The organism is Microbacterium thalli (assembly GCF_028737325.1).
Taxonomy (GTDB): Bacteria; Actinomycetota; Actinomycetes; order Actinomycetales; family Microbacteriaceae; genus Microbacterium; species Microbacterium thalli.
In genome coordinates this window covers 1473379-1498771 of record NZ_JAQZCH010000001.1, presented here as the reverse complement: position 1 = coordinate 1498771, position 25393 = coordinate 1473379, and the positions used below count along the sequence as shown (strand labels likewise).

Sequence of the window (25393 nt, the reverse complement as noted above, 5' to 3'; positions counted from 1 at the left end):
TCAGGCCTGTCTGTCCCAGTCGGCAGCGTCACGGCGCGCGGCGGAGCGTCGCGCCGCCGCGATCGCCGTCGCGAACCCGTCGTCGGGGTGGGTGAGCAGGTGATCCGTGGCGAGCGCGTGCACGCGGACATCCCAGTCGTCTGAGGCTGCCGCCGTGTCGACCGCGGGCTGACCGGCGGACCCGAGCACGAGGAACGCGCGCGTGAGGCTCTGGCGCACCTCCTCGGGACCGACGCCGAAATGCACCGCGAGCTCGTCGGCGAGCGCGGGTTTCGCCTCGTCGGGAGCGAGCCCGGCGGCGGTGCGCCACGCGGTCTGGGCGACCTCCGGGTCGTCGTCGTGCAGGAGGGCGGTCGTGATCTCGGGCCACGCTCGCGCGTCACCGAGCTTCGACAGGGTGTGCAGCGCCTGTCGACGGGCTTGAGGCCGCTCCGACCGCAGCTCCGGCAACAGGGATGCCAGCGCCGTTTCGCGGTCCTGGCGGGTCAGCGCCCACGTCAGGGTCTCGCGCACCGTGAAGTCCGGCTCGTGCGCGCATTGCTCCACGAGAACCGCGACGTACTCGGCGCGCGGGTAGGTGCCGGCCGCCAATGCGCTGCGGACCCGACTCGACCCGTCCCCCGCGTGCAAGGCGGCCCGCAGCCGATCGGATGCCGTCCCCTCGGCCTGCTCGCTCATCGCCCTCCCTTTCGCGCTCCTTCCGCCAGCGTCGCACATCCGCGCGGGCCGAGGGCCGCGAACGAGAAGGACGGCCGCACGGGTGTGTGGCTCAGATGCGCGGCATCGTGGCGCGGGCCTCGGCCGGCGGCATCCCCGCGGCGGTGAGGAGGTCGACCACGAGCGGGCGAAGCGCCGCGATGACGTTCTGGTCGCCGAGCGACGCCTCGGGAGCGAGCGTGCGCGGATCGAGGCGCGCCGCCACCGCGCGCAGCGATTCGAGCGCGACCGGCTCGAGCGCGATGTCGTCGATGGACTGGGCGAGCAGGTCGGCGCCGCGCGCGATCTGGGCCAGCAGATCGGCGGCGATCGGACGCGGCTGGCGGTCGTCGAGGGCATAGACCACCCGCCGGGCGATGACCCGCAGGTTGCGGGTGGCGAGGTCGAGCGAGGCGCGCATCCGGTCCTGGCGCTCGAGCTCCGTGCGCTGACGACGCAGGAAGGGCGAGATGCGCGCGACGGCGAGTCCGGACTCGAGCGAGGTCGACCAGTCGTCGACGAGGGTTTGCAGCGCGCGAGCCTTCTCGAGTCCGCGGTCCGCGCGCACGCGGTCACCACGCCGGAGCGCCTGGATGACCGTGGCCGCGGCGCCGCCGAGCGCGGCGAACAGCTCGTGGCCCGCCCGGGACACCTCCCGCAGCGGGCGCCGCGGCAGCAGAGCGGTCGCCAGCAGAGCCGCCACCGCCCCCACGCCGCCGTCGACGAGGCGGAGGAAGGGCATGCTGCCGGGGATCGCGATGACGATGACCGACTGGATGGCCGCGGCGATGGCGAAGCTCGGCTGCGACGACAGCAGGCGCGCGATCAGGAGCGTCGCCAGCAGCGCGAGCGCGAGCTGCCAGGTGCCCGAGCCGACCACGAGCACGATCAGTTCGGAGACGAGGATGCCGACGAGCATTCCAAGGACGGTCTCGAGCACGCGACGGGGCCGCGCATCGCGGACGAGACCGAGGCTCGAGATGGTGACCGTCGCCGCCAGCAGCGGCGCGGTGTGCCCCAGCACGAGGTGCGCGAACGCGTATGCAGCGGAGGCTGCGAGGACGATCTGCAGGACCGCGGGCACCGACTCCCGCATGCGGTTCAGGCCGCGCTGCGGCCGAACGCGCGCACGCCAGCCGGTCGCGATCGGCGCCGTCACGGGCGACGGCTCGTCGGAACGCTCGGGCGACACGTCAGGTGCGGCGGCTGAGCCGGGGCAGTCGCGGCGGGGCGGCCGCGCGCCCGGCGGTGGGCGGCACGACGGTCTCCTGCACAGCCGCGACCGCCTCGTCGTCGACCTGGACGATGAGCGGCGCATCGACCGGCACCGACCGCTTGACGATGGCGAGCGCGATCGGCCCCTGCTCGAAGTGCCGGGCCGACGACGTGACGCGACCGACCTCATCGTCCGCGAAGCGCACGATCGCCCCGGGCTCGGGGAGCACGGCATCGCTGCCGTCGAGCTGCAGCGCGACGAGCCGGCGCGGCGGGTGGCCGAGGTTGTGCACCTTCGCGACCGTCTCCTGCCCGCGGTAACACCCCTTCGACAGGTGCACCGCGGTGCGCAGCCAGTCCACCTCGTGCGGCAGCGTCATGCCGTCGGCCTCGGCGCTCGGACGGGGACGCCAGGCCGCGATGCGCAGCGCGTCGGCGGCGAGACGTCCGACGATCGATCGCTCGCCCGCTCGGGCCTGCGCCGCCAAGCGCTCGAGCTCGGAGCCATCGACGACGGCCTCGACCCAGTCGCGCCCCGTGGCGGGGTGGCCTTCCGTGGGAGCGTAACCCCAGCCCCCGACGGTCACGTCGGGCCACGGGTCACGCCAGACCACCCGCGTAGCCACGTCGGCGACCGCCGCACCCGCGCCGCCGACGACAGCCGTATCAGCCGACCGGTCGGCGATCTCGACGCGCAGACGGAAGCGCATCCGCGTCAGCCACGTCGTCAACGCTGCGACGCGCTCGGCGTCGGTGATGAGCCAGGTCGTGTCGCCGTCGTCGACCACGGATGCCGCGTGCTCGACGCGCCCGTTCGGATCGAGGACGAGCAGTTCGGTGCTCTCCCCCGGCTGCAGTCCCGCCACCGCCTGCGAGGTGAGCGAGTCGAGCCACGTGAGGCGATCGGGACCCGAGACGGTCACCACCGCGCGGTCTCCGAGTGCGGCGAGGGCGGAACCGCGTTCGAGCAGCTGCTGCTCGCGCAGCGGATTGCCCACGTGCAGCAGCCCGCGCTCGTCGTGCACGGCGCCGGCGACCCCGGCGAAGACGTCTGCCGTGCCGGGCATCACTCGGCTCGCGCCAGTCGCGCCGACGCGTGCGAGGCGAGCTCGCCGCCGAGCGCAGCGATGTCCCAGGCCCAGAGCAGATGGCCGTCGACGAGGCCGTACATGCGGGTGGCGGCGGTGTACTCCTTGGCGGATGCCGAGCGCACCACGGCATCCGTCGCGATGTCGATGCGCGGGCCGCGGACCTGACCGAGGTACAGCTCGCTCACACCGTCGGAGTGCACGAGGCCGACCTCGATGTCGAACCCGCCCTCGGCGTTGCGAAGCGCCTCGACGTCATCGACGGTGCGCGGCTGCGGCGCGGGAACGGTCGCCGGCAGCAGTGCCGGTCCGGCGTCGGCGTCGTCCGCGGGACGTGCCAATCGCCAGAAGCCGCTCTCGGCGACGAGCGCCTGCGTCGTGGCACCGGCGTCGTCGAGCAGCCAGGCGGTCGCCGAGTAGTTCAGGTAGTCACCGCCGTCATGGCTGAAGCTCACCCGGTGGGTGAACTCGCCCGAGACGTGACCGGCCGCCGTCTCGTAGTCGATGACGCCCGATCCCTCCCAGACGCCGATCAGCCACGAGAGGGGGACGAGGTCCGCCGGAAGATCGGTGGGCAGCTCGAGCACGACGTCAGCGCTGGCCGCGGTAGAGGTTCTTCACCACGACGGCCGAGACGAACACGATCGCGAGCGACGCGAGGCCGAGCAGGCCCACGTAGAAGATTTCGAGCGCGAGGAGATCCATGCCCTTACTCTACGCCCGCGCGCGGTGTCAGACCGCGACCAGTGACGACAGACCGAAACCGACTCCGATGAAGCCCATGACGAGCAGTGCTCCCAGCACGCTCGCCGACACGCGCTCGATGAACCCCCGCGAGCGGCCCAGCGCCAGCTGCACGCAGAACGCGAGGATGAGGCATCCACCCAGCGCGACGGGCATCCACAGCGCGCGCGTCTCGTTCGGCGCGAGCACCCCCACCACGACGGCGGCGAGCGCGGCCACGACCCAGACGGCGATGACGCCGCCGATGGTGCGCGGCGGGGCGAGATCGGGTGCTGTCACCCGTCCATTGTGGACCAGCCCGCGTCTCCGCGCGACGCGGGCGCGCAGCGGGCCCGGACCGAGACCCTAAGATGAGGTCACGTCCCGGCCGCTCCCGGAGGAATCCCCGTTGGCACAGCTTCTCGTCCTGAGTTCCACGCACGGCGGTGGTCTCGCGCTCCCCGCGCTCGAGCTGCTCAGCCACCGCGTTCGGCAGATCCCTGCCGAGCCCGCGCAGCTCGTCAACGCCCCGAGCGCCGACGTCATCTTCATCGACGCGCGTCTGGACCTCGTCGGAGCGAAGTCGCTCTGCAAGATCCTCGGCACCACCGGCATCGACGCGCCGCTGGTCCTCATCGTCACCGAGGGCGGTCTGACCGCGGTCTCGACCGACTGGGGCATCGACGACGTCATCCTCGCGACGGCCGGTCCGGCCGAGGTCGACGCACGGGTGCGGCTCGCCGTCGGACGGGTCAGCAAGGAGCAGGTCTCCAGCCGCATCCAGACCTCCGGCATCACGATCGACGAGTCGTCCTACTCGGCGAAGGTGCACGGGCGCCCGCTCGACCTGACCTACAAGGAGTTCCAGCTCCTGCACTTCTTCGCGACGCACCCGTCGCGCGTGTTCACGCGCGAGCAGCTGCTCAGCGAGGTCTGGGGATACGACTACTTCGGCGGCACGCGCACCGTCGACGTCCACGTCCGGCGCCTGCGCGCGAAGCTGGGCGACCTCGAGCAGCTCATCGGCACCGTCCGCAACGTCGGCTACCGCTTCAACGTCTACGAAGACGACCAGCTGCCGGCCGCACGCGAGACCGCGCCCCGCTGACGCGCCCCCGCGTTCACCGGCAGGACACGCGAGACTGCCATGATGAGGGGATGATCGACACCGAGGCTCTGGACTCCGGTCTGGGAGACGCAGACGACGACGACTTCGACCCCGCCGTCGAGGACGTCGACGCCGAGCTGCCCGACCACCGCTACACCGACCGCGAGCTGAGCTGGCTGGCGTTCAACCAGCGCGTGCTCGAGCTGGCCGAAGACCCGACGCTGCCGGTGCTCGAGCGCGCCAACTTCCTCGCGATCTTCGCCAGCAACCTCGACGAGTTCTTCATGGTGCGGGTGGCCGGCCTCAAGCGCCGCATCGTCACCGGCCTCGCGGTTCCCACCAACGTCGGCCGCGCGCCGCAGGAGGTGCTCTCCGACATCTCGTCCGAGGCGCACGCCCTGCAGCTTCGTCACGCCAGCGCTTGGGGCGACATGGTGCAGCCCGCCCTCGCCCAGGCGGGCATCGAGATCGTCGGGTGGGACGATCTCGACGACTCCGAGCGCAGCCGCCTCTACGACTACTTCCAGGCTCAGGTCTTCCCCGTGCTGATGCCGCTCGCGGTCGACCCGGCTCACCCGTTCCCCTACATCTCGGGTCTGTCGCTCAACCTCGCCATCCGCATCCGCAACGCCAAGACCGGTCGGCAGGAGTTCGCGCGCCTGAAGGTGCCCCCGATGCTGCCGCGTTTCGTCGAGCTCAACACGGGCACGTCCGTCAAGCGCTACCTCCCGCTCGAGCACCTGATCGCCAACAACCTCGGCGACCTCTTCCCCGGGATGGAGATCCTGCAGCACCACACCTTCCGCCTCACCCGCAACGAGGACGTGGTGATCGAGGAGGACGACACCGAGAACCTCATCCAGGCGCTCGAGGCCGAGCTGCTGCGTCGCCGGTTCGGGCCGCCGATCCGCCTCGAGGTGACCGAGGACATGGATGATGTGACCCTCGATCTGCTGCTGGGCGAACTCGACATCACCGACCAAGAGGTCTACCGGCTTCCCGGCCTGCTCGATCTGCGGGGCCTGTTCGACCTGTCGCGCATCGACCGCCCCGAGCTGCGGTACAAGCCGCACGTGCCCACGACGGCGACGGCGTTCCAGCCGGCGGAGCAGAACGGCCGCACCGACTTCTTCGGCGCCATCCGCGCCGGCGACGTGCTCGTCCACCACCCGTACGAGTCGTTCACCACGAGTGTCGTGGCGTTCCTCGAGCAGGCCGCGCGCGATCCGCACGTGCTCGCGATCAAGCAGACGCTGTACCGCACATCGGGCGACAGCCCCATCGTCCAGGCCCTCATCGACGCCGCCGAGCGCGGCAAGCAGGTGCTGGCCCTGGTCGAGGTGAAGGCCCGGTTCGACGAGGCTGCGAACATCGTCTGGGCGCGGAAGCTCGAAAAGGCCGGCGTGCACGTCGTCTACGGCCTGGTCGGGCTGAAGACGCACTGCAAGCTGCTGCACGTCATCCGCGAAGAGGACGGCGCGCTGCGCAGCTACAGCCACATCGGCACGGGTAACTACAACCCCAAGACGAGCCGGCTCTACGAGGACTTCGGTCTGTTCACGAGCGACGAGCAGGTCGGGCGCGACCTCACCCGCCTGTTCAACGAATTGAGCGGCTACGCGATCGAGAAGAAGTTCAAGCGTCTGCTGGTCGCGCCCCTGCACCTGCGCAAGGGGCTGCTGCGTCACATCGAAGCCGAGCGCCGCAATGCGCTCGACGGCAAACCGGCTCACATCCGCATCAAGGTCAACTCGATGGTCGACGAACAGATCATCGATGCCCTGTACCGCGCCAGCCACGCCGGTGTGCGCGTCGACGTCTGGGTGCGCGGCATCTGCTCGCTGCGGACGGATCTGCCGGGCGTCACCGACAACATCACGGTGCGCTCGATCCTGGGCCGCTACCTCGAGCACTCCCGCATCTTCGCGTTCCACAACGACGGGGACCCCCTCGCATTCATCGGCAGCGCCGACATGATGCACCGCAACCTCGACCGCCGCGTCGAGGCCCTCGTCCGCGTCATCACGCCCGACCACGTCAACGAGCTGACGACGCTGTTCGATCTCGCGATGAGCGACGCGACCAGCTCGTGGCATCTCGGCGAAGGCGGCGTCTGGACGCGGCACGCGTTCGATGAGGACGGCAAGCCGCTGGTGGATCTCCAGGACCGGACGATGGCGCAGGTGCAACGCCGGCGCCGGGCGCGGGCGGTGCGATGACCGACACCGCGGTGTACGCGGCCGGAGGCGTCGTGTGGCGGTGGGTCGAGGGCAAGGTCAAGGTGCTCATCATCCACCGCACCAAGTACCGCGACCTGACCCTGCCCAAGGGCAAGGTCGAGCCCGGCGAGATGCTCGCCGAGACGGCGGTGCGCGAGATCCGCGAAGAGACGGGCATCGCCGTCCGGCTCGGACCACCCGTGGGCGTCTCGAAGTACCGGCTGCCGAGCAAGAAGCAGAAGATCGTCCACTACTGGGCGGCCGAGGCGACCGAGCTGGCCATCCGGGTGTCGACGTTCGTTCCGAACAAAGAGATCGCCGCGCTCGAGTGGATGGGCCTGAAGAAGGCGCGCAGCCGGCTGAGCTACCCCGTCGACATCGAGATCCTCGACGAGTTCGTGCGCCTGGTCGACGAGCAGGCGATCGACACGTTCCCCCTCATCGCCCTGCGGCACGGCAAGGCCGTCTCGCGTGACGACTGGGAGGGCGAGGATGCCGCTCGTCCGCTGTCGCCGCGCGGCAAGAAGCAGGCGCACGCGGTCGTCGGCCCCCTGATCGCCTTCGGGGTGCGCCGTATCGTCTCGTCCGACGCGCAGCGGTGTCTGCGGACGGTCGCGCCCCTCGCCGCCGCGATCAGCAAGCGCGTCGATCGCTCGCGCGCCCTGTCGCAGGACGCCTGGGAACAGGGGCAGGCCGACGTGCGCGGCGTCGTCGGCGAACGCGTCCGCGCTCGCAAGCCCGTCGTGCTCTGCACCCACGGCCCCGTCCTTCCCGACCTGCTGAGCGAGATGGCGCTGGCGACCGGAACCCTGCGCGGGTCCTACCTCGGCAGCGCCTCCGCCCTCGAGACCGGTGCGTTCTCGGTCGTGCATCTGCCGCGGACGAACCCCGGCGCCGGCATCGTGGCGATCGAGACGCATCTGACGCCCGTCTGATGACCGCCGGCCTCGACGTGCGCTGGTGTCGCGTGCCCCCGGGGCAGGACCGCCGCCGTATCGCCGATGAGCTGCTCGTCGCGGCGCTGCGGGACCGCGGCATCCGGTCTCCCCGCATCGGTCGGGTGTGCCCATGGTGCGGCGGCCCGCACGGCGCAGCCCGCGCGACCGACGACGGCACGTCGATTGCCGTCGCGGTGTCGGTCAGCTACGCCGGCGGCTGGGCCATCGTCGCGACCCGCGCGGGCGACGGCGCGTTCGCGATCGACGCCGAACCCCGCGCGCTCGACCCCGGCGCCCAGCACCGCTTGCGCGCCGCGCTCGGCGACGACACCGCCGATGCCGCGACCTGGACCCGCGTCGAGGCGGCCCTCAAAGCCGACGGACGGGGGCTGCGGGTCGACCCCGCCACCGTGCGACTCACCCGCCAGGGCGACGGCTGGCTCGCCCACGTCCCCGACCACCCCGGAGCCCTGCTCGTCCGCGAGCTCCCGGGCCCCGCCGAGGTCGTGCTCAGCGTGGCGACAGCGGCGGGAGCGGCATCCGATCGATCCACGCGCTGAGAACGGATGCCGCGGGCTCGCCGGCTCGTTCGAGGACGAGGTCTCGGAAGTCCTCGGTGCTGACGAGCGTGTGACGGTTGCGCTGCGTCCACGCGCGCACGAGGTCGAAGAACGCCGCATCGCCGATCGTCAGCCGCAGCGCGTGCAGGGTGAGCGCGCCCCGCTTGTACACGCGGTCGTCGAACATGAGATCGGGTCCGGGGTCGCGCAGCGGAAGGTCCTGCGGCAGCGCAGCGAGCCGCGCGTGGTGCTCGGCCGCGCACTGCGCGGCGCTCGGACCGCCCGCGCGCTCGGACCAGAGCCACTCGGCGTAGCAGGCGAAGCCTTCGTTGAGCCAGATGTCGCGCCAGGCGCCGATGCCGACGCTGTTGCCGAACCACTGGTGCGCCAGCTCGTGCGCGATGAGTCGCTGCTCGTCGGGGACGAGGTGGTTCACGCCGAACACGGCCAGACCCTGGGCTTCGAGCGGAATCTCCAATTCGTCTGCCGCCACCACGAGCGCGCACGTCTCTTGCGGATACGGGCCGAACAGGTCGCCGAAGAGTTCGAGCATCGCGGGCACCGGCGCGAAGGCGCGCTGCACCGCGGCGCGGTGCTCGACGGGGAAGGCGACGCGCACCGGCACCGGGCCCGCGAGCAGCTGCTCGACGTAGTGGCCGATGTGCACGGCCGCGAGGTAGGTCGCGACGGGGACGCTCGAGGTGAACGCCCACGTGCGCAACGCCCCCGCACGGGTGGGTGGCGCCGCGACTCCGGTCGCCACGACGGTGTAGTCACCGTCGGTCGTGATGCTCAGCCGCATCGGCGCGCGGGCGTCGGGGCGGTCGTTGCAGGGGAACCAGGTGGGCGCTCCCGTCGGCTGACCCGCGACGAGGGCGCCGTCGGTCAGCTCCTCCCAGCCGATCGCGCCCCAGCGCGAGCGTCGGGGCGCCGGCGTCCCGGCGTAGACGATGCGCAGCCGGAACCGGTCGCCCGCGACGACCTCGGTCGGCAGCCCGATGCGCAGGCGCCGCGGCCCCTGCCGCATCGTCCGCACTCGCACACCGTCGACCTCGACCCGCTCGACGCGCAACCCGACGAGGTCGACATGCACCGCCGAGATGTCTTCGCGCGCCACCGCGTCGAGGACGGCGACGCCCGACAGCCGGTTGGTGCGCACCCGGTAGGTCAGATCGAGGTCGTACCCCTCGACGTCGTAGGAGCCGTCTCCCGACTGCGGCGCATAGGGATCGGTCGCGGGCGCCCCCGTCACGACGTCGACTGGTAGGCGCGGACGGTGACCGCGCGCCAGGGGCCGATGGGGTTGCCGCTCCAGCGCGAACCGACCGGCACGCTCTCGCCGCGCATGACGAGCGACGCGGGACCGACCGTCGCGTGGGCGCCGATCGTGGCCGCGGGAAGGATCACGCTGTGGGGCCCGAGCGTCGCGCCGGGTTCGAGGCGAACGGCATCCATGCTCATGATTCGATCATGGAACAGGTGGGTCTGCACGACGCACCCGCGGTTGACGGTGGATCCGTCGCCAAGTTCGACGAGATCCGGCTCGGGCAGCCAGTAGCTGTCGCACCACACGCCGCGTCCGATCCGCGCTCCGAGCGCACGCAGCCACACCGCGAGCGCCGGGGTGCCGGCGGCCGCGCGGGCGAACCAGGGCGCGGCGACCATCTCGGTGAAGGTGTCGGACACCTCGGTGCGCCAGACGAACGACGACCACAGCGGTTGCTCGCCCGCGCGGATCGGCCCGACGATCAGCCATTTCGCCGCGACCGTGATCGCGGCGGCGACGGCGCCCGCGGTGAGCATGACGACGCCCGACAGCAGCAGCGCCGCGATCGGACCCGCCCAGGCCGTCAGCGCGGCGAGGGCGAAGAGCACGAGCAACCCCACGGCGCAGGTGACGATGACCGGCACGATGCGGCCGAGCTCCCACAGCGCCCGGGCCACGCGCAGGCGGGTCGGGGGGCGGTAGGTTCGGCTCTCGTCGGCGTCGGAGGCGAGCCGCCGCAGGCGCACGGCCGGTGAGCCGAGCCACGACGTTCCCGCCTTCGCTTTCGCCGGCGCGGACGACAGCACCGCGACCAAGCCGTCGCGCGGCACCCGGTGCCCGGGGGCGGCCATGCCCGAGTTGCCGAGGAACGCCCGGCGTCCGATGCGGACGGGGCCGATGCGCATCCAGCCCCCGTGCAGCTCGTACGAGGCGACCATCGTGTCGTCGGCGAGGAAGGCGCCGTCCTCGATGCGCGTCATCGAGGGAAGCAGCAGGACGGTGGATGCCTCGACGTCGCGGCCCACGCGCGCGCCGAGCAGTCGCAGCCACACGGGCGTCGCGAGGCTCGAGTAGATCGGGAACAGCACGGTGCGCGCCGAGTCGAGCAGACGCTCGGTCGCCCACGCCTGCCAGCCGACCCGGCTGCGCACGGGGTGGACGCCCTCGGTGAGCTTGATGCTGAGCAGCCGCACGAGCAGGACGACGGACGAGGCGAAGACGATCCCCGTCGCCACCACCGCCGGCGCCAGCCAGACGAACGATCCGGCGAGCGCCTCACCCAGGGTCTCGGTCCCCCGGATTCCCTGGGCGAGCACGAGCCCTCCGACCGCGAACGAGGCGAGCGGCAGCAGTGCCAGCGCGGCGGCCCCGGCGGCGTAGGCCCACAGCCAGCGCTTCGCCGCGGGAGCCCGATGGCGCGGCCAGTCCTCCGCCGTGCCGCCGACCCGCACGGCCGGCGATCCCGCCCACGTCTGGTCGGCGCGCACGCGTCCGAACACCGCCGAGCCCGGCGCGATCTCCGCCCGTCGACCGATCTTCGTACCGGGAGCGAGCGTGCTGCGCGCTCCGACGCTGGCTTCGGCGCCGATCCGGATGCCGCCGATGCGTACGACGTCGCCGTCGATCCAGTAGCCGCTCAGATCGACCTCGGGCTCGATGGCCGCTCCCTCGCCGATCTCGAGCATGCCCGTCACGGGCGGGAGGCTGTGCAGGTCGACGCCGGGTCCGATCTTCGCGCCGAGGGCTCGCGCGTACAGGGCGACCCACGGCGCTCCGGCCAGGCCGACGGCGTCGATCTGATCGGCGACCTGCTCGGCGAGCCAGAGGCGCAGATGGATCGCGCCGCCGCGGGGGTAGTCCCCCGGGCGCACGCCCGCCAGCAGCAGTCGCGCGGCGATGACCGCGATCGCCATCCGCCCGAACGGTGTCGCGAAAACGACGAGCCCGATGACGAGCACGGGCCAGGGGACGGACGGCAGCACCTCGAAGCCCGGCGCCGTGCGCAGGATCGCCGCAGCCGTCAGCAGGTACAGCAGCCAGCGCACCCCCGACAGGATGAACAGCGGCACCCCCAGCAGCGTCTGCGCCCACTGCGTGCGGCGGGGCGTGGGCTCGGGGCGGTGGTAGCCGGCGGCGTTCTCAGCGGTCGGAAGCGGGCCGAGCGCGCGGGCCATCGTGCCCAGCCGCGGCAGATCGTAGATGTCGGCGACCGAGAACTCCGGCACGCGAGCGCGGATGAGCGAGACCAGCTGAGCTGCGGCGAGCGACCCGCCGCCGAGGTCGAAGAAGTCGGCCTTCGGGCCGGGTACCGGCAGTCCCAGCACCGCCTGCCATTGCTGCGCGAGCCAGGCCTCCGCCGGGGTGAGATCGGCGTGCGCGTCCTCGAGCAACGGCAACGGCCAGGGCAGCGCGGCCCGGTCGACTTTGCCGCTCGTGCGGACGGGCAGATCGTCGACGACGGCGAGGACGGGCACCATCGGGGCGGGAAGACGCTCGGCGAGCGCCGCACGCGCGGCGAGGCGGTCGAAGTCCGGCGGCGCCGCGAGGTAGCCGACGAGGATCGGCACTCCGGCATCCGTGGTGCGGACGGCGGCGGCAGCCCCCGAGACGCCCGGCAGGTCCTGCAGCGCCGCCTCGACCTCGCCGAGCTCGATGCGGCGTCCGCCGACCTTGACCTGGTCGTCGGCACGTCCCTGGAACAGCAGCCCCGCGCTCTCGAAGCGCACGAGGTCGCCCGAACGGTACGCCCGCTCCCAACCCAGCGTCGGCATCGGCGCGTACTTCTCGGAGTCCTTCGCCGGGTCGAGGTAACGCGCGAGCCCGACGCCGCCGATGATGAGCTCGCCGACCTCGCCTTCGGCCACCGGGGTACCGTCGCCATCGACGACGGCGAGCGACCAGCCGTCGAGCGGCAGACCGATCCGCACCGGTCCGCTGCCGGTGAGCGGCGCCGCGCACGCGACGACCGTCGCCTCGGTCGGGCCGTAGGTGTTCCAGACCTCGCGGTCATCCGAGGCGAGCCGCGCCGCCAGCTCGGGCGGACAGGCCTCGCCGCCGAAGATGAGCAGCCGGACGTTCTCGATGAGAGCGGGCGGCCACATCGCCGCGAGCGTCGGAACCGTCGAGACGACGGTGATGCCCTGGCGCAGCAGCCACGGCGCCAGGTCTTCGCCCGAACGGACGAGCGAACGAGGCGCGGGCACGAGGCAGGCGCCGTGGCGCCAGGCGAGCCACATCTCCTCGCACGACGCGTCGAACGCCACGGACAGCCCCGCGAGCACGCGGTCGCCGGGGCCGAGCGGCGCTTCCTGCACGAACAGTCGCGCCTCGGCATCGACGAACGCGGCGGCGGAACGATGCGACACCGCGACGCCCTTGGGCACGCCGGTCGAGCCGGAGGTGAAGATCACCCAGGCGTCGTCGTGGGGTCGCGGCTGCGGCACCGTCACGACCGCATGCGTCGACGGGTGCGGTGCTTCGCCCGCGAACAGCGCGCCGGGACCGACGGATGCCACCCCACCAGCATCCGCGTCGGCATCCGCGTCGGTCGCGATGGCGCGGTCGGCGGGCACGTATTCCCCCGTGCCGCCGATGATGCCCCGCACCGCGGCCTCGCCGAAGACGAGGCGCGCGCGCTCGTCCGGGTCATCCGCGTCGACGGGCACGTACGCTGCTCCGGCCGCGAGCACGCCGAGGATCGAGAGGTACAGCTCCTTCGAGCCGGACGGCATCCGGATGCCGACGCGGTCGCCGCGGCGGACGCCGCTCTCGTGCAGGCGCACCGCGAGCCGGCCGACGCGAGCCATCAGTTCTCGGTAGCTCAGGGCACCCGAGCCGTCGTCGAGGGCGGATGCCTCGGGGTGGCGCTCGGTCGTCGCGCGCAGCACATCGAGCAGCGTGCGTTCCGGCGGAGTCTGCGCGCGCCGATCGAGCACACGCTGCACGGTGGCGGTCACCGTGCGGTGAGTCGCGCGACGAGCTGCGCCTTCGGCAGACGCGAGTACCCCGTCAGGCCCGCGTCACGTGCCCGCACCCGCAGCTGAGCGACGGTGAGGGCAGACAGCGGTGCGTCGAGCTCGTCGGTCGCCAGCTGGGATGCAGCGAGATCACCGACGACATCAGCGCCGCCGGTCGCAGCCGCGTCGCTGACGGTCGCGTCGGTCTCGGGTTCGCCCAGCGCGACCGCGAGCTCGTCGTCCGCTTCGCGCGCGGCCCGGTCGGCGCGGGCGGCGGCCTTCTCGGCCTCGGCGGCAGCGCGACGGCGGGCCTTGGACTCCGCCTTGGCCGCGGCGGCCTCTTCTTCGGCGCGGCGCGCGGCCGCCTCGGCCTGCTCCGCCTGTTCACGCAGACGTGCCTTCTCGGCGGAGCGCTGCACCGCTTTCGCGACCGCCTTCTCGAGGCGCGCGGCGGCAGCCCGTGCTCGCTTGGCGACCTTCTTCGGCGCCTTGCGCACGTCCTTCTTCGAGACGTCAGCGGCATCGCGGGCGTCGTCGATGGCGTCCTGCAGCGGTCGCGCGACCTTCTTGGGCAGCTTCTTCGCCGTCTTCCTCGCGGTCTTCGCCGCAGCCGCTGTCTCCTCGACCGCTTCGCGGGCCGCGCGTTCCTGCTTCGCACTCTTCGACATGGCGCACACCGTAGTGCCTGCAGGTGAACGACTTCCGCGCCACGCGGCATCCCTCACGCCTGCCTCACGGATGCCGTTCACCTTCTGTTCACCCCGACAGCGCACTCTCGTAAGGGACGGTCTCTACGGTCTCCACGTGCCCTGCACCAGGGGCAATCCCTTATCCCGAAGGAATCACAGCGTGAAGCTTTCCCGTTTCGCCCAGATCGGCGCCCTCGGCGCCGTCGCCGCTCTCGCACTGACCGCGTGCGCCCCCGCCAACGAGCCCGCCCCGGGTGGCGACGCTTCGGGCGACGCAGCCTCGAACCTGTCGGGCACCGTCAACGCGACCGGCGCCTCGTCGCAGGGTGCGGCACAGCAGGCCTGGACCGCCGAGTTCCAGAACGCTAACGGCGGCGTGACCATCAACTACCAGCCGACCGGATCGGGCACCGGCCGCGAGAACTTCATCGCCGGCTCGAGCGCCTTCATCGGCTCCGACCGCGCGTTCAACGAGGAGGAGCTCGCCGCCGGCCAGTTCGGCAGCTGCGTCACCCCCGACATCGTCGAGATCCCGGCCTACATCTCGCCGGTCGCCGTCGTCTTCAACCTGCCGGGCGTCGAGACCCTGAACCTCACCCCCGACCTGATCGCGCAGATCTTCGACGAGAAGATCTCCACCTGGAATGACCCGGCCATCGCCGCGCTGAACCCCGACGCCGAGCTGCCCTCGACGAACATCACGCCCGTCTACCGCGGCGACGCCTCGGGCACCACCGGCACCTTCACCGAGTACCTCGCCTCGGTCGCGCCCGAGGCGTGGCCCTACGAGGACGGCGACGAGTGGCCCGTCTCGACGACGCGCTCCGAGTCGGCTCAGCAGACCTCGGGCGTCGAGTCCGCTGTCGGCGCCGGTGAGGGCACGATCGGCTACATCGACGCTTCCCGCGCCGGTGACTTCGGAACCGTCGCCGTCGGCGTCGGCGAGGAGTTCGTTCCGTTCTCGGCCGACGCCGCCGCGCAGCTCGTCGCCGCGTCGCCGCTCGCGGAGGGCCGTGGCGAGGGCGACCTCGTCTTCGAGGTCGACCCGGCCGCCGCTCCCGCCGGTTCCTACCCGATCGCGCTCGTGAGCTACCTCATCGCGTGCGAGCAGTACGAGGACGCGGCGACCGCCGACATCGTCCGCAGCTACTTCGAGTACGTCGCCAGCGAAGAGGGCCAGAACGCTGCCGCCGAGGCCGCGGGCTCCGCTCCGCTGTCGGAGGACCTGCGCTCGCAGGTCACGGACGCCATCGCCATGATCGGCGCCGCTCAGTAAGACACCCCATGCGAGCCGGGTGGTGCCAGTTTCGGCGCCACCCGGCTTCGCGCGGAGATAACGAATCACAGAGGAGAAGATGACCACCTCAGCTCCCCCGGCTGCCGAAACCTCGGCGCCGGTCACGACGAAGGCGAAGAAACGTCCCGGTGACGTCGCCTTCTCCGGTACGGCGCTCGGCGCCGGTATCGTCATCCTGGCGGTCCTCGCCGCCGTCACCTTCTTCCTCATCGCGCAGAGCATCCCCGCCCTGACCGCCGACCCGGACGGCACGCAGTTCCTCAACGGAACGCCCTTCCTGCAGTACGTGTGGCCGTTCGTCTTCGGCACCATCTGGGCATCGTTCATGGCCCTCCTGGTCGCAGCGCCGCTCAGTATCGGCGTCGCCCTGTTCATCTCGCACTACGCTCCGCGCCGGCTGGCCTCGGTCATCGGCTACGTCGTCGACCTGCTCGCCGCCATCCCCTCGGTCGTCTACGGCCTGTGGGGCGCGCTGGTGTTCTCGCGCATCCTCCAGCCCTTCTACGTCGAGCTGAACGAGCGCGGCGGCTGGATCTTCGTCTTCTCGGGTCAGCCCTCGCCGACCGGCCGCACGATCCTGACGGCATCCCTCGTGCTCGCGGTCATGATCCTGCCGATCATGACCGCCATCTGCCGCGAGGTCTTCCTGCAGACCCCCAAGCTGCACGAAGAGGCCGCGCTCGCCCTCGGCGCCACGCGCTGGGAGATGATCCGCATGGCCGTCTTCCCGTTCGGCCGCGGCGGCATGGTCTCGGCGGCGATGCTCGCCCTCGGACGCGCACTCGGCGAGACCATGGCCGTGACCATGGTGCTGTCGGCCACGGGCGTCGTGAGCTTCCAGGTGCTCACCTCAAGCAACCCCACCCCGATCCCCGCGAACATCGCCCTGAACTTCGGTGAGGCGTACGGGACCGGCACGAACGTCCTCATCGCGACCGGTCTGATCCTGTTCATCGTGACCTTCGCCGTCAACGCCATCGCGCGGTGGATCGTCAACCGCCGCGCCGAGTTCTCTGGAGCGAACTGATGACCGCCACCGCTGTTCGCCCGCCTCGGCCCGCCGGCTCGTCCGGCTCGGGCACCTCGTCTCTCACCGCCGGGCGCCTGCCCACGTGGATGCCCTGGGCCCTCCTCGGCATCAGCGCGCTGATCAGCATCCTGATCTTCACGGTCCTGAACCTCGGCAACGAGCTCGGCGACTTCAACATCGCCGGCGCGACCGTCATCGCCGCCGTGATCTTCGCCATCGGACTGGTGACGCTCTCGGCCATCGTCGAGTCGCGCCGCCACGCGGTGAACCGCCTCGCCACCGTCGTTGTGAGCATCGCGTTCCTCATCGTGCTGCTGCCCCTGGTGTCGCTGCTGTACACCGTCGTCGTCAACGGACTGTCGCGCTTCGACGCGACCTTCTTCAGCTGGACGATGCGCAGCGTCGTGGGCGAGGGCGGCGGCGCCCTGCACGCGATCTGGGGCACGCTCCTGATCACGGCCATCGCCGCGGTCATCTCGGTGCCGATTGGACTGATGACCTCGATCTACCTCGTCGAGTACGGCCGCGGCCGCCTCGCGAAGGCCATCACGTTCTTCGTGGACGTCATGACCGGCATCCCCTCGATCGTCGCCGGTCTGTTCATCGTCGCGCTCGTCGCCCTGCTGATCGGACCCGGCAACAACACGGGCCTCATGGGTGCGCTCGCGCTGTCGGTGCTGATGATCCCCGTGGTCGTCCGCTCGAGCGAAGAGATGCTGCGTCTGGTCCCCAACGAGCTGCGCGAGGCGTCGTTCGCACTCGGCGTGCCGAAGTGGCTCACGATCCTCAAGGTCGTGCTGCCCACCTCGATCGCCGGCATCACCACCGGCATCATGCTGTCGATCTCGCGCGTCATCGGCGAGACGGCGCCCCTGCTGCTCACCGCGGGCTTCACGAACTCGCTCAACATGGACCTCACCTCGCAGCCGATGATGACGCTGCCGGTGTTCGTCTTCGACCAGTTCCAGAACCCGGGCACCAACATCGAGGCCGCCATGCAGCGTGCCTGGGCCGGTGCCCTCACCCTGATCATCATCGTCATGGTGCTGAACCTCGTCGCGCGATTCGTCGCGAAGCGGTTCGCCCCCAAGTTCGGTCGCTGACCCGGCAACCCGAAGCCAGTTAGAGGAATCAACCAGTGTCCAAGAGCATCGAGGTCAACGACCTCAACGTCTACTACAGCGACTTCCTGGCCGTCGAAGGCGTCTCGCTGCACATCGAGCCCCGCAGCGTCACGGCCTTCATCGGACCGTCGGGCTGTGGCAAGTCCACCTTCCTGCGCACGCTGAACCGCATGCACGAGGTCATCCCCGGTGGTCGTGTCGAGGGCAGCGTGCTGCTCGACGGCGACGACCTGTACGGCCCCGGCGTCGACCCGGTGCTCGTGCGCCGCCAGATCGGCATGGTCTTCCAGCGCCCCAACCCGTTCCCCACGATGTCGATCCGCGAGAACGTGCTGGCCGGCGTCAAGCTGAACAACAAGCGCATCTCGAAGTCCGACGCCGACGCCCTCGTCGAGAAGTCGCTTCGCGGCGCGAACCTGTGGAACGAGGTCAAGGACCGGCTCGAGAAGCCCGGTTCGGGCCTGTCGGGTGGTCAGCAGCAGCGTCTGTGCATCGCCCGCGCGATCGCCGTCTCGCCCGACGTACTGCTGATGGACGAGCCCTGCTCGGCTCTCGACCCGATCTCGACCTTCGCGATCGAAGAACTGATCGAAGAGCTCAAGAGCGAGTACACGATCGTCATCGTCACGCACAACATGCAGCAGGCGTCGCGCGTCTCGGACAAGACCGCGTTCTTCAACATCGCCGGCACCGGCAAGCCCGGCAAGCTCATCGAGTACGACGACACCACGTCGATCTTCACCACCCCGACCGTGCAGGCGACCGAGGACTACGTCTCGGGCCGCTTCGGGTGATCCACCCCTGAACACGCGACGCGCCGGTGCGAGGTCCTCCTCGCCCGGCGCGTCGTCGTTTCCGGGCCGCGGCCCCGCCCCGGTCAGTCGCGGGGCGAGAGCAGGTAGTCGTTGAGGGATGCCGTGAACGCGGCGTCGACGTTCAGCGCGACGCCATCGAGCTGGCGGATCGGCGCCGCGAGGCGCACGCTCGACACGAGCCACGCAGCATCCGCTCGGCGCAGGTCGTCGACCGGGATCGTCTCGTACGCGGTCTCGAAGCCGCGGGACGCGAGGTGCTCGAAGAGGCTGAGCTGCGTCGTTCCGTGCAGGATGCCGCCGTTGGGCGCGGGGGTGACGAAGGTGTCGCCGCGCTGCAGGATGAGGGATGCCGTCGGCGCTTCGAGCACGAATCCGTCCGAGCTCAGGAACACCGCGTCGTCGGCGTCGCGCCGGTGCGCCTCGCGCAACGCGGCCATGTTGACCGCGTACGACAGGGTCTTCGCGCCCAGCAGCAGCCACGGCGCGCGTGCCGGCGCGTCGATGGCGTATCCGCGGTCGAGCGTGACCACCCGGATGCCCTGCGTGCGGGCGTCGGTGAAGTCGCCGGCGGTCGCAGCGGTCGCCCATGCGGTCGGCGTCGGCCCGTGCTCGACCCCGCGGCTGAGGATCAGCTTGACGACGCCTTCACCGTCTCCGCACTCGGATGCCGCCACGGCGACCGCCGCCCGCCACTGCGCCACGTTGGGCTCGGGAAGGTCGCACAGGCGCGCCGAATGGACGAGGCGTTCGAGGTGGGCTTCGACATCCTGCGGGTGGCCGCCCACCACGCCGATGGACTCGAAGATGCCGTCGCCGCGCTGCGTGCTCAGTTCACCGACCGTCAGAGCGGGGGCCGCCGGGTCGACGGTGGTGAAGGTCGTCGACAGGTCGGGGGTGGTCTCGTCCGCCGCGAGCGGATCGATCATCAGCGCGAATCGCAGTGCCATGCGCCGAGCCTACGGCCAGCGCTGGACGCGCACCCGCGGCATCCGATTCGACACCCCGGGAATGCCCTCGGGTGAGGCTCGGTTAGACTGTAGGTGCCGGGCCGCAGTAACCCCGGGCTCCATCTTCAGCCGCCGCGAGCGGCCACGCGCCGAGAGGCGTTCTGCGGTCCGGCACTTCTTTTCTCCGGACGACCTGCGCAGCAGCGTTGCCGCCCGCTCCCCGGCTCAGGTCAGCGCTTCACGCCGCCAGAGGCCCGCACACGAGCCCAGATCGTCGGCGTAGGTGCTCAGCCGCAGGGCACGCGCGGTCAGCGCCGTCGACTGGTCGGGCTCGCTGGCGTCATGGTCGTCGGCGACGGAGGTCGCGCCGGCGGCCTGCACCCGGCAGAACGCGGCGGCTCGCTCGAGGGCGACGGCGAAGTCGCCGCGGAACGCCCCGCGCAGGATGATGTCGATGAGGGCGACGAGCTCCTCCGGTCCGGCGGGCGTCGGGGCTCCCGCGATCACCTCGTCGGCCGAGCGAAGTGTCGTGCGCCCGCGCTCGTAGAGCAGCGCGGCGGTGCGGGGATCGCGATGGATCATCAGCTGCAGCAGGTACAGCCGCCACAGCGCCCCCGGCAGCGACTTCGCCGGCGACCGTGACCACAGCTCAGCGACGGTGTCGATCCCGTGCTGCGCGGTGAGGCCGACGAGCCGCTCGACGACGTCCTCGCTGGGGTCTTCGCGCACACGCGAGAGCAGCGCGCCCGCGGTCGCGTGGGCGACGCGTGAGACCTCGGCCGGATCCTCGCCGGCGAAGTGCCGGTCGAACTCGTCGGCGGGGCGTCGAACCGGCTTGTGGTAGTCCCGGGATGCGTCCGTCATCATTCCAGGCTAAGCGAGGCGCTGCCCCGACTGGCCCCTGACGGAGGACCGCTCGCGAGGGGTGAACACGGACGACAGAACGGCCGGCCCTTCGATGGGCCGGCCGTTCTGCTGCCGGATAACGGGGTGGGCAGTCAGGCGCTCGTCGGGATGGCGACGATCGGATCGGTGGTCGGCAGGCCGCTCGGCGATCCGCCGCTCTGCTCGATGGTGAGGGCGATGACGTCGTCGGGCTGCATCTCGCCCTCGAGCAGCAGCGCCGCCGAGCCGTCGCTCGACTCGAACGCTCCCGCGGGGATAGGCGCGGAGCCGCGGACGAACCAGGCCTCGTACGACTGGTCGTCAGCGATCTCGGGCAGGCCGTCGGCGACGAGCACGACACCCTCGACGTTCGGCGACCAGTGCACGGTGGCCTCGCCGCCGTCGGCGAGCTGCGCGGTGTTCGAATGGGCATCGCCGGAGCGCTCGATCTGAGCGAGCACGCTCTCGGCGCTCGGCGCCCGCATGTCCTCGGTCAGCGTGCCGACGCCCCAGCCGATGCCGACCAGCAGCGCGATCGACGCGGTGAGGGCGAACAGGCTGCGCGTCCAGTTGCGGCGCTGCACCGTCTGGATCTGCTCGGTCACGGGCGAGCCGACGGGGTGAGCGGTCGCTTCCGCTCGCGGGTCGTCGTCGCTCAGCTCGTCGCCGGGGTCAGCGGCATCCGGGTCGGCTGCGGTGTTCCCTGCGGGCGCAGCAGTCCCGGGTGCACCGATGCGAGCCAGCAGGCTGGCACGGATGTCGGCCGGCGGGGCGACCTCTTCCGCCCCCTCGGCGAGGAAGGATGCCGCGCGGGCATCGTCATCGGCGAGAGAGGCGTATTCGGGGTGTGCGTGGAGTGCTTCGCGGTAGGCGGTTTCGTCTTCCGGCGACAGCGCGCCGAGGGCATACCCGGCCGAGAGTTCGGCGAATTCCTGTTCGTTCACGATGTCACCCCCATGGCGGTGCGCAGCCGAGACAGGCCGTCTCGCATCCGCGTCTTGATCGTTCCGAGTGGCGCTCCTACCAGCGCTGCGATCTCGCTTTGACTGTAACCCCCGTAATAGGCGAGGGTGATGGCCTCTCGCTGCGCCTCGGGTAGAGAGCTGAGAGCCCGAGCAACGCGCCGTCCTTCGATGCGAAGCTCCACTTGTTCGGCGACGCCTTCGGGCTGCGACGCCATGTCTCGGTAGCCCGCACGTACATCGCGATCGCTGCTCGCCTGCGACGACCTCACTCGATCGACCGCTCGGCGGTGGGCGATCGTGAGAACCCACGATCTTCCTTGCCCTCTTTTCGGAGCGAACGACGAAGCGGATTGCCACACTTCGAGGAAGACCTCTTGCAGCACTTCCTCGCTCTGCGCCCGGTCGACGAGCACGCGCAGGATGAGGCCGAATACGCGCGCGGAGAGCATGTCGTAGAGGCGGGTGAATGCGCTGTGGTCACCGTCGGCGCAGCGCTGCAGCAGCTCCGCCACGTGATCCGTCGACGGCCCGTCCTCGGGCACGTCCATTCCATCGATGACCATCCGTATAAGCATGCCGCATCAGGCAGCACGTTCCCGATCCCCGCGCCGAGCTGTTATCGCTTCTCTACCTCCGCTACGCCGCTTCGTCACGGGGTCGTCGAGCGCCCGGAAGCTCGTTTTCCAAGATTCTCAACTTTTTTCCGATCCGTTCCGCGGGGGTCTCCGAAGAACCCTCGACGCCGGGGACGGACCCACGGCGGAGACACACGGAGGCAATCATGCTCAGCACCAAGAAGAAGTTCACTGCTGCCCTGGCCCTCGGCTTCGCCGGAGCGCTCGCGCTGTCGGCTTGCTCGTCCAGCTCGGGCGAGACGATGACCGAAGAGACCACCTCGCCCTCGTCGGCGCCCATGGAGTCGGCCTCCCCCGACGCCAGCATGGACCCCGCCGCCAACCTCGTCGGCGCCGGCTGTGCCGACTACGCCGAGGCCGTTCCCTCGGGTGCCGGTTCGGTTGAGGGCATGTCGCAGGACCCGGTTGCCGTCGCAGCGTCGAACAACCCGATCCTCACCACGCTCACGGCGGCCGTCAGCGGCCAGCTGAACCCCGACGTGAACCTCGTCGACACGCTGAACGGTGACGAGTTCACCGTCTTCGCTCCCGTCGACGACGCCTTCGCGAAGATCGACCCCGCCACCATCGAGTCGCTGAAGACCGACTCGGCGACCCTGACGTCGATCCTCACCTACCACGTCGTCCCCGGCCAGATCGCTCCCGACGAGATCGAGGGCACCCACGCCACCGTCAACGGCGGCGAGGTCACCGTGACCGGCTCGGGCGACAACATCATGATCAACGACAGCGCTGCTGTCATCTGCGGTGGCGTCGAGACCGCCAACGCAACGGTTTACCTCATCGACTCGGTGCTGATGCCCCCGATGTGACCCGAACAGCCGCGGTGAGGGGTTCCCGCGGCACGGCCTCGGTATCTCCGTGGCCGAGGCGAAGCCGCCGGTGCGAGCACACCGGCGGCTTTGTCGTGCCCGGACGGATGCCTTCCGGGTGCGGCGGCCGGTGCGGCTCGCAGGCACCGCGACGGCTACTAAGCTGGGAAGCTCAGGGCCTCTAGCTCAGTCGGTAGAGCATCGGACTTTTAATCCGCGGGTCGTGGGTTCGAGCCCCACGGGGCCCACCACTGGAACAGCGTCGGAACTCTCGACCTCCGAAGAAGTCGGAACGCCGGCGCCCACCGCAACCGCCTTGGCCACCGAGCGGCAGCAATCCTCCTGCTCACGATGCCTGCCTCGACATCCACGTACGCTTGGCAGTGCACCGACCGAAGGATCCGCCGTGTCGTACGACAACACTTCTGACCACCACATCCCGGCTGCCGATGAGCCGAGCGTTCCGGAGCTCGAGGCTGATGAGACCGTTGCGCCACGGCCGGAGGAACAGATAGCCGACGTTCTGCGCGCTGAACCCGACTTCGCGGACCACAGCCAGCACCCGGACGCCTGAACCGCTCCGAATGGCGATCTCGAGGGTAGTCCCAGCCCTCGGGGCCCGCGCCGATCGCCAGGGCAGGACTGTCAAGCTCCGATAGCCCGCAACCCCCTTCCGCACCCGTCGCACTCCCCCGTAGCGTCGGCCGTTCCGACGACATGCGAACCATACGGAGGACGCGATGACCGATGTATCGAGCCAGGGGCCCGCTGAGGGCGACGACCGCCAGGAGCTGACCACCCGGCAGGGACACCCCGTCTACGACAACCAGAACCAGCGGACGGTCGGGGCTCGGGGGCCGGCGACGCTCGAGAACTACCACTTCCTCGAGAAGATCAGCCACTTCGACCGTGAGCGCATCCCCGAGCGCGTCGTGCATGCGCGCGGCTTCGTCGCGTTCGGCTACTTCGAGACGACGGGCACATGGGGCGACGAGCCCATCGCACAGTTCACGCGCGCGAAGCTCTTCCAGGAAGCCGGCAAGCGCACGGATGTCGCTGTGCGCTTCTCGACGGTCATCGGCGGCCGCGATTCGTCCGAGGCCGCTCGTGATCCGCGGGGCTTCGCCGTGAAGTTCTACACCGAGGATGGCAACTGGGACCTCGTCGGCAACAACCTCGGCGTCTTCTTCATCCGCGACGCGATCAAGTTCCCCGACGTCATCCACTCGCTCAAGCCCGACCCCATCACCTTCCGGCAGGAGCCGGCGCGCATCTTCGACTTCATGTCGCAGACGCCGGAGTCGATGCACATGCTCGTCAACCTGTTCAGCCCCCGCGGCATCCCGGCGAACTACCGCACACAGCAGGGGTTCGGCGTCAACACCTACAAGTGGGTGAACGAGCAGGGCGAGACCAAGCTCGTGAAGTACCACTGGATCCCGTCGGTGGGCGTCAGCTCGATGACCGAAGCGGATGCCGCTGCCGTCCAGGCCGGCGACCTGGGCCACGCCTCGAAGGACGCGTACGAGGCGATCGAGCGCGGCGAGTACCCCGAGTGGGAGCTGCAGGTTCAGATGATGGATGACCACGACCACCCCGAACTCGATTTCGATCCGCTCGATGACACGAAGCTCTGGCCCGAGAATGAGTTCCCGCCGCGCACCGTGGGCAAGATGGTGCTGAACCGCAATGTCTCGAACTTCTTCGCCGAGAACGAGCAGATCTCGTTCGGCACCGGCGTGCTCGTCGATGGACTCGACTTCTCGGACGACAAGATGCTCGTCGGCCGCACGTTCTCGTACTCCGACACGCAGCGCTACCGCGTCGGCCCGAATTATCTGCAGCTGCCGGTGAATTCGCCGAAGAATGCGTCGGTCGCCACAAACCTGCGTGATGGCCAGATGGCCTATCACGTCGACAACGGCGGTGAGAACCCGCACGTCAACTACGAGCCCTCGATCACGGGCGGTCTGCGCGAAGCGCAATATCCCACGCACGACGAGCAGGGCCCCGAGATCACGGGACGCCTGACGCGCAAGCGCATTCCGCGCACGAACGACTACACGCAGGCGGGCCAGCGTTACCTGTTGATGGAGGACTGGGAGCGCGATGACCTCGTGGCCAATTTCGTCGAGTTGATCGGGCAGGCCGCGCGTCCGGTGCAGGAACGCATGCTCTGGCACTTCTACATGGTGGAGGACGACCTCGGTCGGCGCGTCGGCGAGGGGCTCGGTATCGGGCTGGACGAGGTCAAGGATCTGCCGCCGCTGCAGTCGCAGACGCTCAGCGAAGGCGAGCTCGAGCGACTGGGCAATCTGGGGAACAACGGCCCCCGCGATGTCGCCGGTCTGCAGATGACGCATTGCGTTCCGAATGCGCGGGCGAAGATGGTCTGAGCGTTTGCCAGGCACGACATGAAATAGC

23 protein-coding genes and 1 tRNA gene are annotated in these 25393 nt (G+C 70.5%); 12 read left to right on the top strand and 12 right to left on the bottom strand.

The genetic code is table 11. From position 1 onward, the window contains the following. From PUW82_RS07270 to PUW82_RS07250, 5 genes are all read right to left on the bottom strand, one after another. The gene (locus PUW82_RS07270; RefSeq protein WP_274221609.1) at positions 1–678 is read right to left on the bottom strand and encodes a HEAT repeat domain-containing protein; all 678 of its coding nucleotides are present in this window, start codon (positions 676–678) and stop codon (positions 1–3) included. A gap of 91 nt (positions 679–769) precedes the next feature. Then, the gene (locus tag PUW82_RS07265) at positions 770–1855 is read right to left on the bottom strand and encodes an FUSC family protein (protein WP_274221608.1); all 1086 of its coding nucleotides are present in this window, start codon (positions 1853–1855) and stop codon (positions 770–772) included. A gap of 34 nt (positions 1856–1889) precedes the next feature. Further along, positions 1890–2978 (bottom strand): CAF17-like 4Fe-4S cluster assembly/insertion protein YgfZ, encoded by a 1089-nt coding sequence (ygfZ, locus tag PUW82_RS07260; RefSeq protein WP_274221607.1) that lies wholly within the window; start codon positions 2976–2978, stop codon positions 1890–1892. Then, a complete protein-coding gene (locus PUW82_RS07255) occupies positions 2978–3586 on the bottom strand; it encodes a nitrobindin family protein (protein ID WP_274221606.1) in 609 nt (202 codons plus the stop codon). The genes ygfZ and PUW82_RS07255 overlap by 1 nt, the downstream gene beginning before the upstream one ends. A 145-nt stretch (positions 3587–3731) precedes the next feature. Further along, positions 3732–4022, bottom strand: coding sequence for a hypothetical protein (locus tag PUW82_RS07250; protein WP_274221605.1), 291 nt, complete (start codon positions 4020–4022; stop codon positions 3732–3734). Between the two features lie 109 nt (positions 4023–4131). Here PUW82_RS07250 and PUW82_RS07245 point away from each other — a divergent pair, with 109 nt between their 5' ends. Genes PUW82_RS07245 through PUW82_RS07230 form a run of 4 tightly spaced genes read left to right on the top strand, consistent with a single transcriptional unit; the run spans position 4132 to position 8547 of the window. Beyond that, positions 4132–4830 (top strand): winged helix-turn-helix domain-containing protein, encoded by a 699-nt coding sequence (locus PUW82_RS07245; RefSeq protein ID WP_274221604.1) that lies wholly within the window; start codon positions 4132–4134, stop codon positions 4828–4830. Positions 4831–4880: 50 nt separating this feature from the next. Continuing rightward, a complete protein-coding gene (locus tag PUW82_RS07240) occupies positions 4881–7049 on the top strand; it encodes an RNA degradosome polyphosphate kinase (protein WP_274221603.1) in 2169 nt (722 codons plus the stop codon). Further along, complete coding sequence (locus PUW82_RS07235; RefSeq protein WP_274221602.1) at positions 7046–7984, top strand: NUDIX hydrolase; 939 nt, start codon at positions 7046–7048, stop codon at positions 7982–7984. Before PUW82_RS07240 ends, PUW82_RS07235 begins: the two co-directional genes overlap by 4 nt. After that, on the top strand, positions 7984–8547 hold the full coding sequence (locus tag PUW82_RS07230; RefSeq protein WP_274221601.1) for a 4'-phosphopantetheinyl transferase family protein: 564 nt from the start codon (positions 7984–7986) through the stop codon (positions 8545–8547). Before PUW82_RS07235 ends, PUW82_RS07230 begins: the two co-directional genes overlap by 1 nt. On the opposite strand, the gene PUW82_RS07225 is transcribed toward PUW82_RS07230, so the two are convergent. Genes PUW82_RS07225 through PUW82_RS07215 form a run of 3 tightly spaced genes read right to left on the bottom strand, consistent with a single transcriptional unit; the run spans position 8498 to position 14438 of the window. Then, a complete protein-coding gene (locus PUW82_RS07225; RefSeq protein ID WP_274221600.1) occupies positions 8498–9799 on the bottom strand; it encodes a M1 family metallopeptidase in 1302 nt (433 codons plus the stop codon). The genes PUW82_RS07230 and PUW82_RS07225 overlap by 50 nt on opposite strands. Then, positions 9796–13770, bottom strand: coding sequence for a Pls/PosA family non-ribosomal peptide synthetase (locus PUW82_RS07220; protein ID WP_274221599.1), 3975 nt, complete (start codon positions 13768–13770; stop codon positions 9796–9798). The genes PUW82_RS07225 and PUW82_RS07220 overlap by 4 nt, the downstream gene beginning before the upstream one ends. Then, positions 13767–14438, bottom strand: a complete 672-nt coding sequence (locus PUW82_RS07215) for a hypothetical protein (RefSeq protein WP_274221598.1) — start codon at positions 14436–14438, stop codon at positions 13767–13769. The genes PUW82_RS07220 and PUW82_RS07215 overlap by 4 nt, the downstream gene beginning before the upstream one ends. A 181-nt stretch (positions 14439–14619) precedes the next feature. Between PUW82_RS07215 and PUW82_RS07210 the strand changes: the two genes are divergently transcribed. From PUW82_RS07210 to pstB, 4 genes are all read left to right on the top strand, one after another. After that, positions 14620–15735, top strand: coding sequence for a phosphate ABC transporter substrate-binding protein PstS (locus tag PUW82_RS07210; RefSeq protein WP_274221597.1), 1116 nt, complete (start codon positions 14620–14622; stop codon positions 15733–15735). 79 nt (positions 15736–15814) lie between these two features. Next, a complete protein-coding gene (gene pstC, locus PUW82_RS07205; protein ID WP_274221596.1) occupies positions 15815–16783 on the top strand; it encodes a phosphate ABC transporter permease subunit PstC in 969 nt (322 codons plus the stop codon). Beyond that, on the top strand, positions 16783–17889 hold the full coding sequence (gene pstA / locus PUW82_RS07200) for a phosphate ABC transporter permease PstA (RefSeq protein ID WP_274221595.1): 1107 nt from the start codon (positions 16783–16785) through the stop codon (positions 17887–17889). Before pstC ends, pstA begins: the two co-directional genes overlap by 1 nt. Before the next feature lie 35 nt (positions 17890–17924). Next, positions 17925–18704 (top strand): phosphate ABC transporter ATP-binding protein PstB, encoded by a 780-nt coding sequence (gene pstB, locus PUW82_RS07195; protein ID WP_274221594.1) that lies wholly within the window; start codon positions 17925–17927, stop codon positions 18702–18704. 83 nt (positions 18705–18787) lie between these two features. Here pstB and PUW82_RS07190 read toward each other — a convergent pair whose 3' ends face one another. The 4 genes from PUW82_RS07190 to sigK form a co-directional block, all read right to left on the bottom strand. Beyond that, the gene (locus PUW82_RS07190) at positions 18788–19672 is read right to left on the bottom strand and encodes an aminodeoxychorismate lyase (RefSeq protein WP_274221593.1); all 885 of its coding nucleotides are present in this window, start codon (positions 19670–19672) and stop codon (positions 18788–18790) included. Between the two features lie 225 nt (positions 19673–19897). After that, a complete protein-coding gene (locus PUW82_RS07185; protein WP_274221592.1) occupies positions 19898–20536 on the bottom strand; it encodes a DNA-directed RNA polymerase subunit beta in 639 nt (212 codons plus the stop codon). 134 nt (positions 20537–20670) lie between these two features. Continuing rightward, complete coding sequence (locus tag PUW82_RS07180) at positions 20671–21501, bottom strand: anti-sigma factor (protein ID WP_274221591.1); 831 nt, start codon at positions 21499–21501, stop codon at positions 20671–20673. Next, positions 21498–22097, bottom strand: a complete 600-nt coding sequence (gene sigK, locus PUW82_RS07175; protein WP_274221590.1) for an ECF RNA polymerase sigma factor SigK — start codon at positions 22095–22097, stop codon at positions 21498–21500. Before sigK ends, PUW82_RS07180 begins: the two co-directional genes overlap by 4 nt. Positions 22098–22303: 206 nt before the next feature. On the opposite strand from sigK, the gene PUW82_RS07170 reads away from it, so the two are divergent. From PUW82_RS07170 to PUW82_RS07155, 4 genes are all read left to right on the top strand, one after another. Then, the gene (locus tag PUW82_RS07170) at positions 22304–22969 is read left to right on the top strand and encodes a fasciclin domain-containing protein (protein ID WP_274221589.1); all 666 of its coding nucleotides are present in this window, start codon (positions 22304–22306) and stop codon (positions 22967–22969) included. Positions 22970–23144: 175 nt separating this feature from the next. Beyond that, positions 23145–23220, top strand: a tRNA-Lys gene (locus PUW82_RS07165). A 155-nt stretch (positions 23221–23375) separates the two neighbouring features. Next, positions 23376–23543, top strand: coding sequence for a hypothetical protein (locus tag PUW82_RS07160; RefSeq protein WP_274221588.1), 168 nt, complete (start codon positions 23376–23378; stop codon positions 23541–23543). A 166-nt stretch (positions 23544–23709) separates the two neighbouring features. Beyond that, the gene (locus tag PUW82_RS07155) at positions 23710–25365 is read left to right on the top strand and encodes a catalase (protein ID WP_274221587.1); all 1656 of its coding nucleotides are present in this window, start codon (positions 23710–23712) and stop codon (positions 25363–25365) included. Positions 25366–25393: the final 28 nt, after the last annotated feature.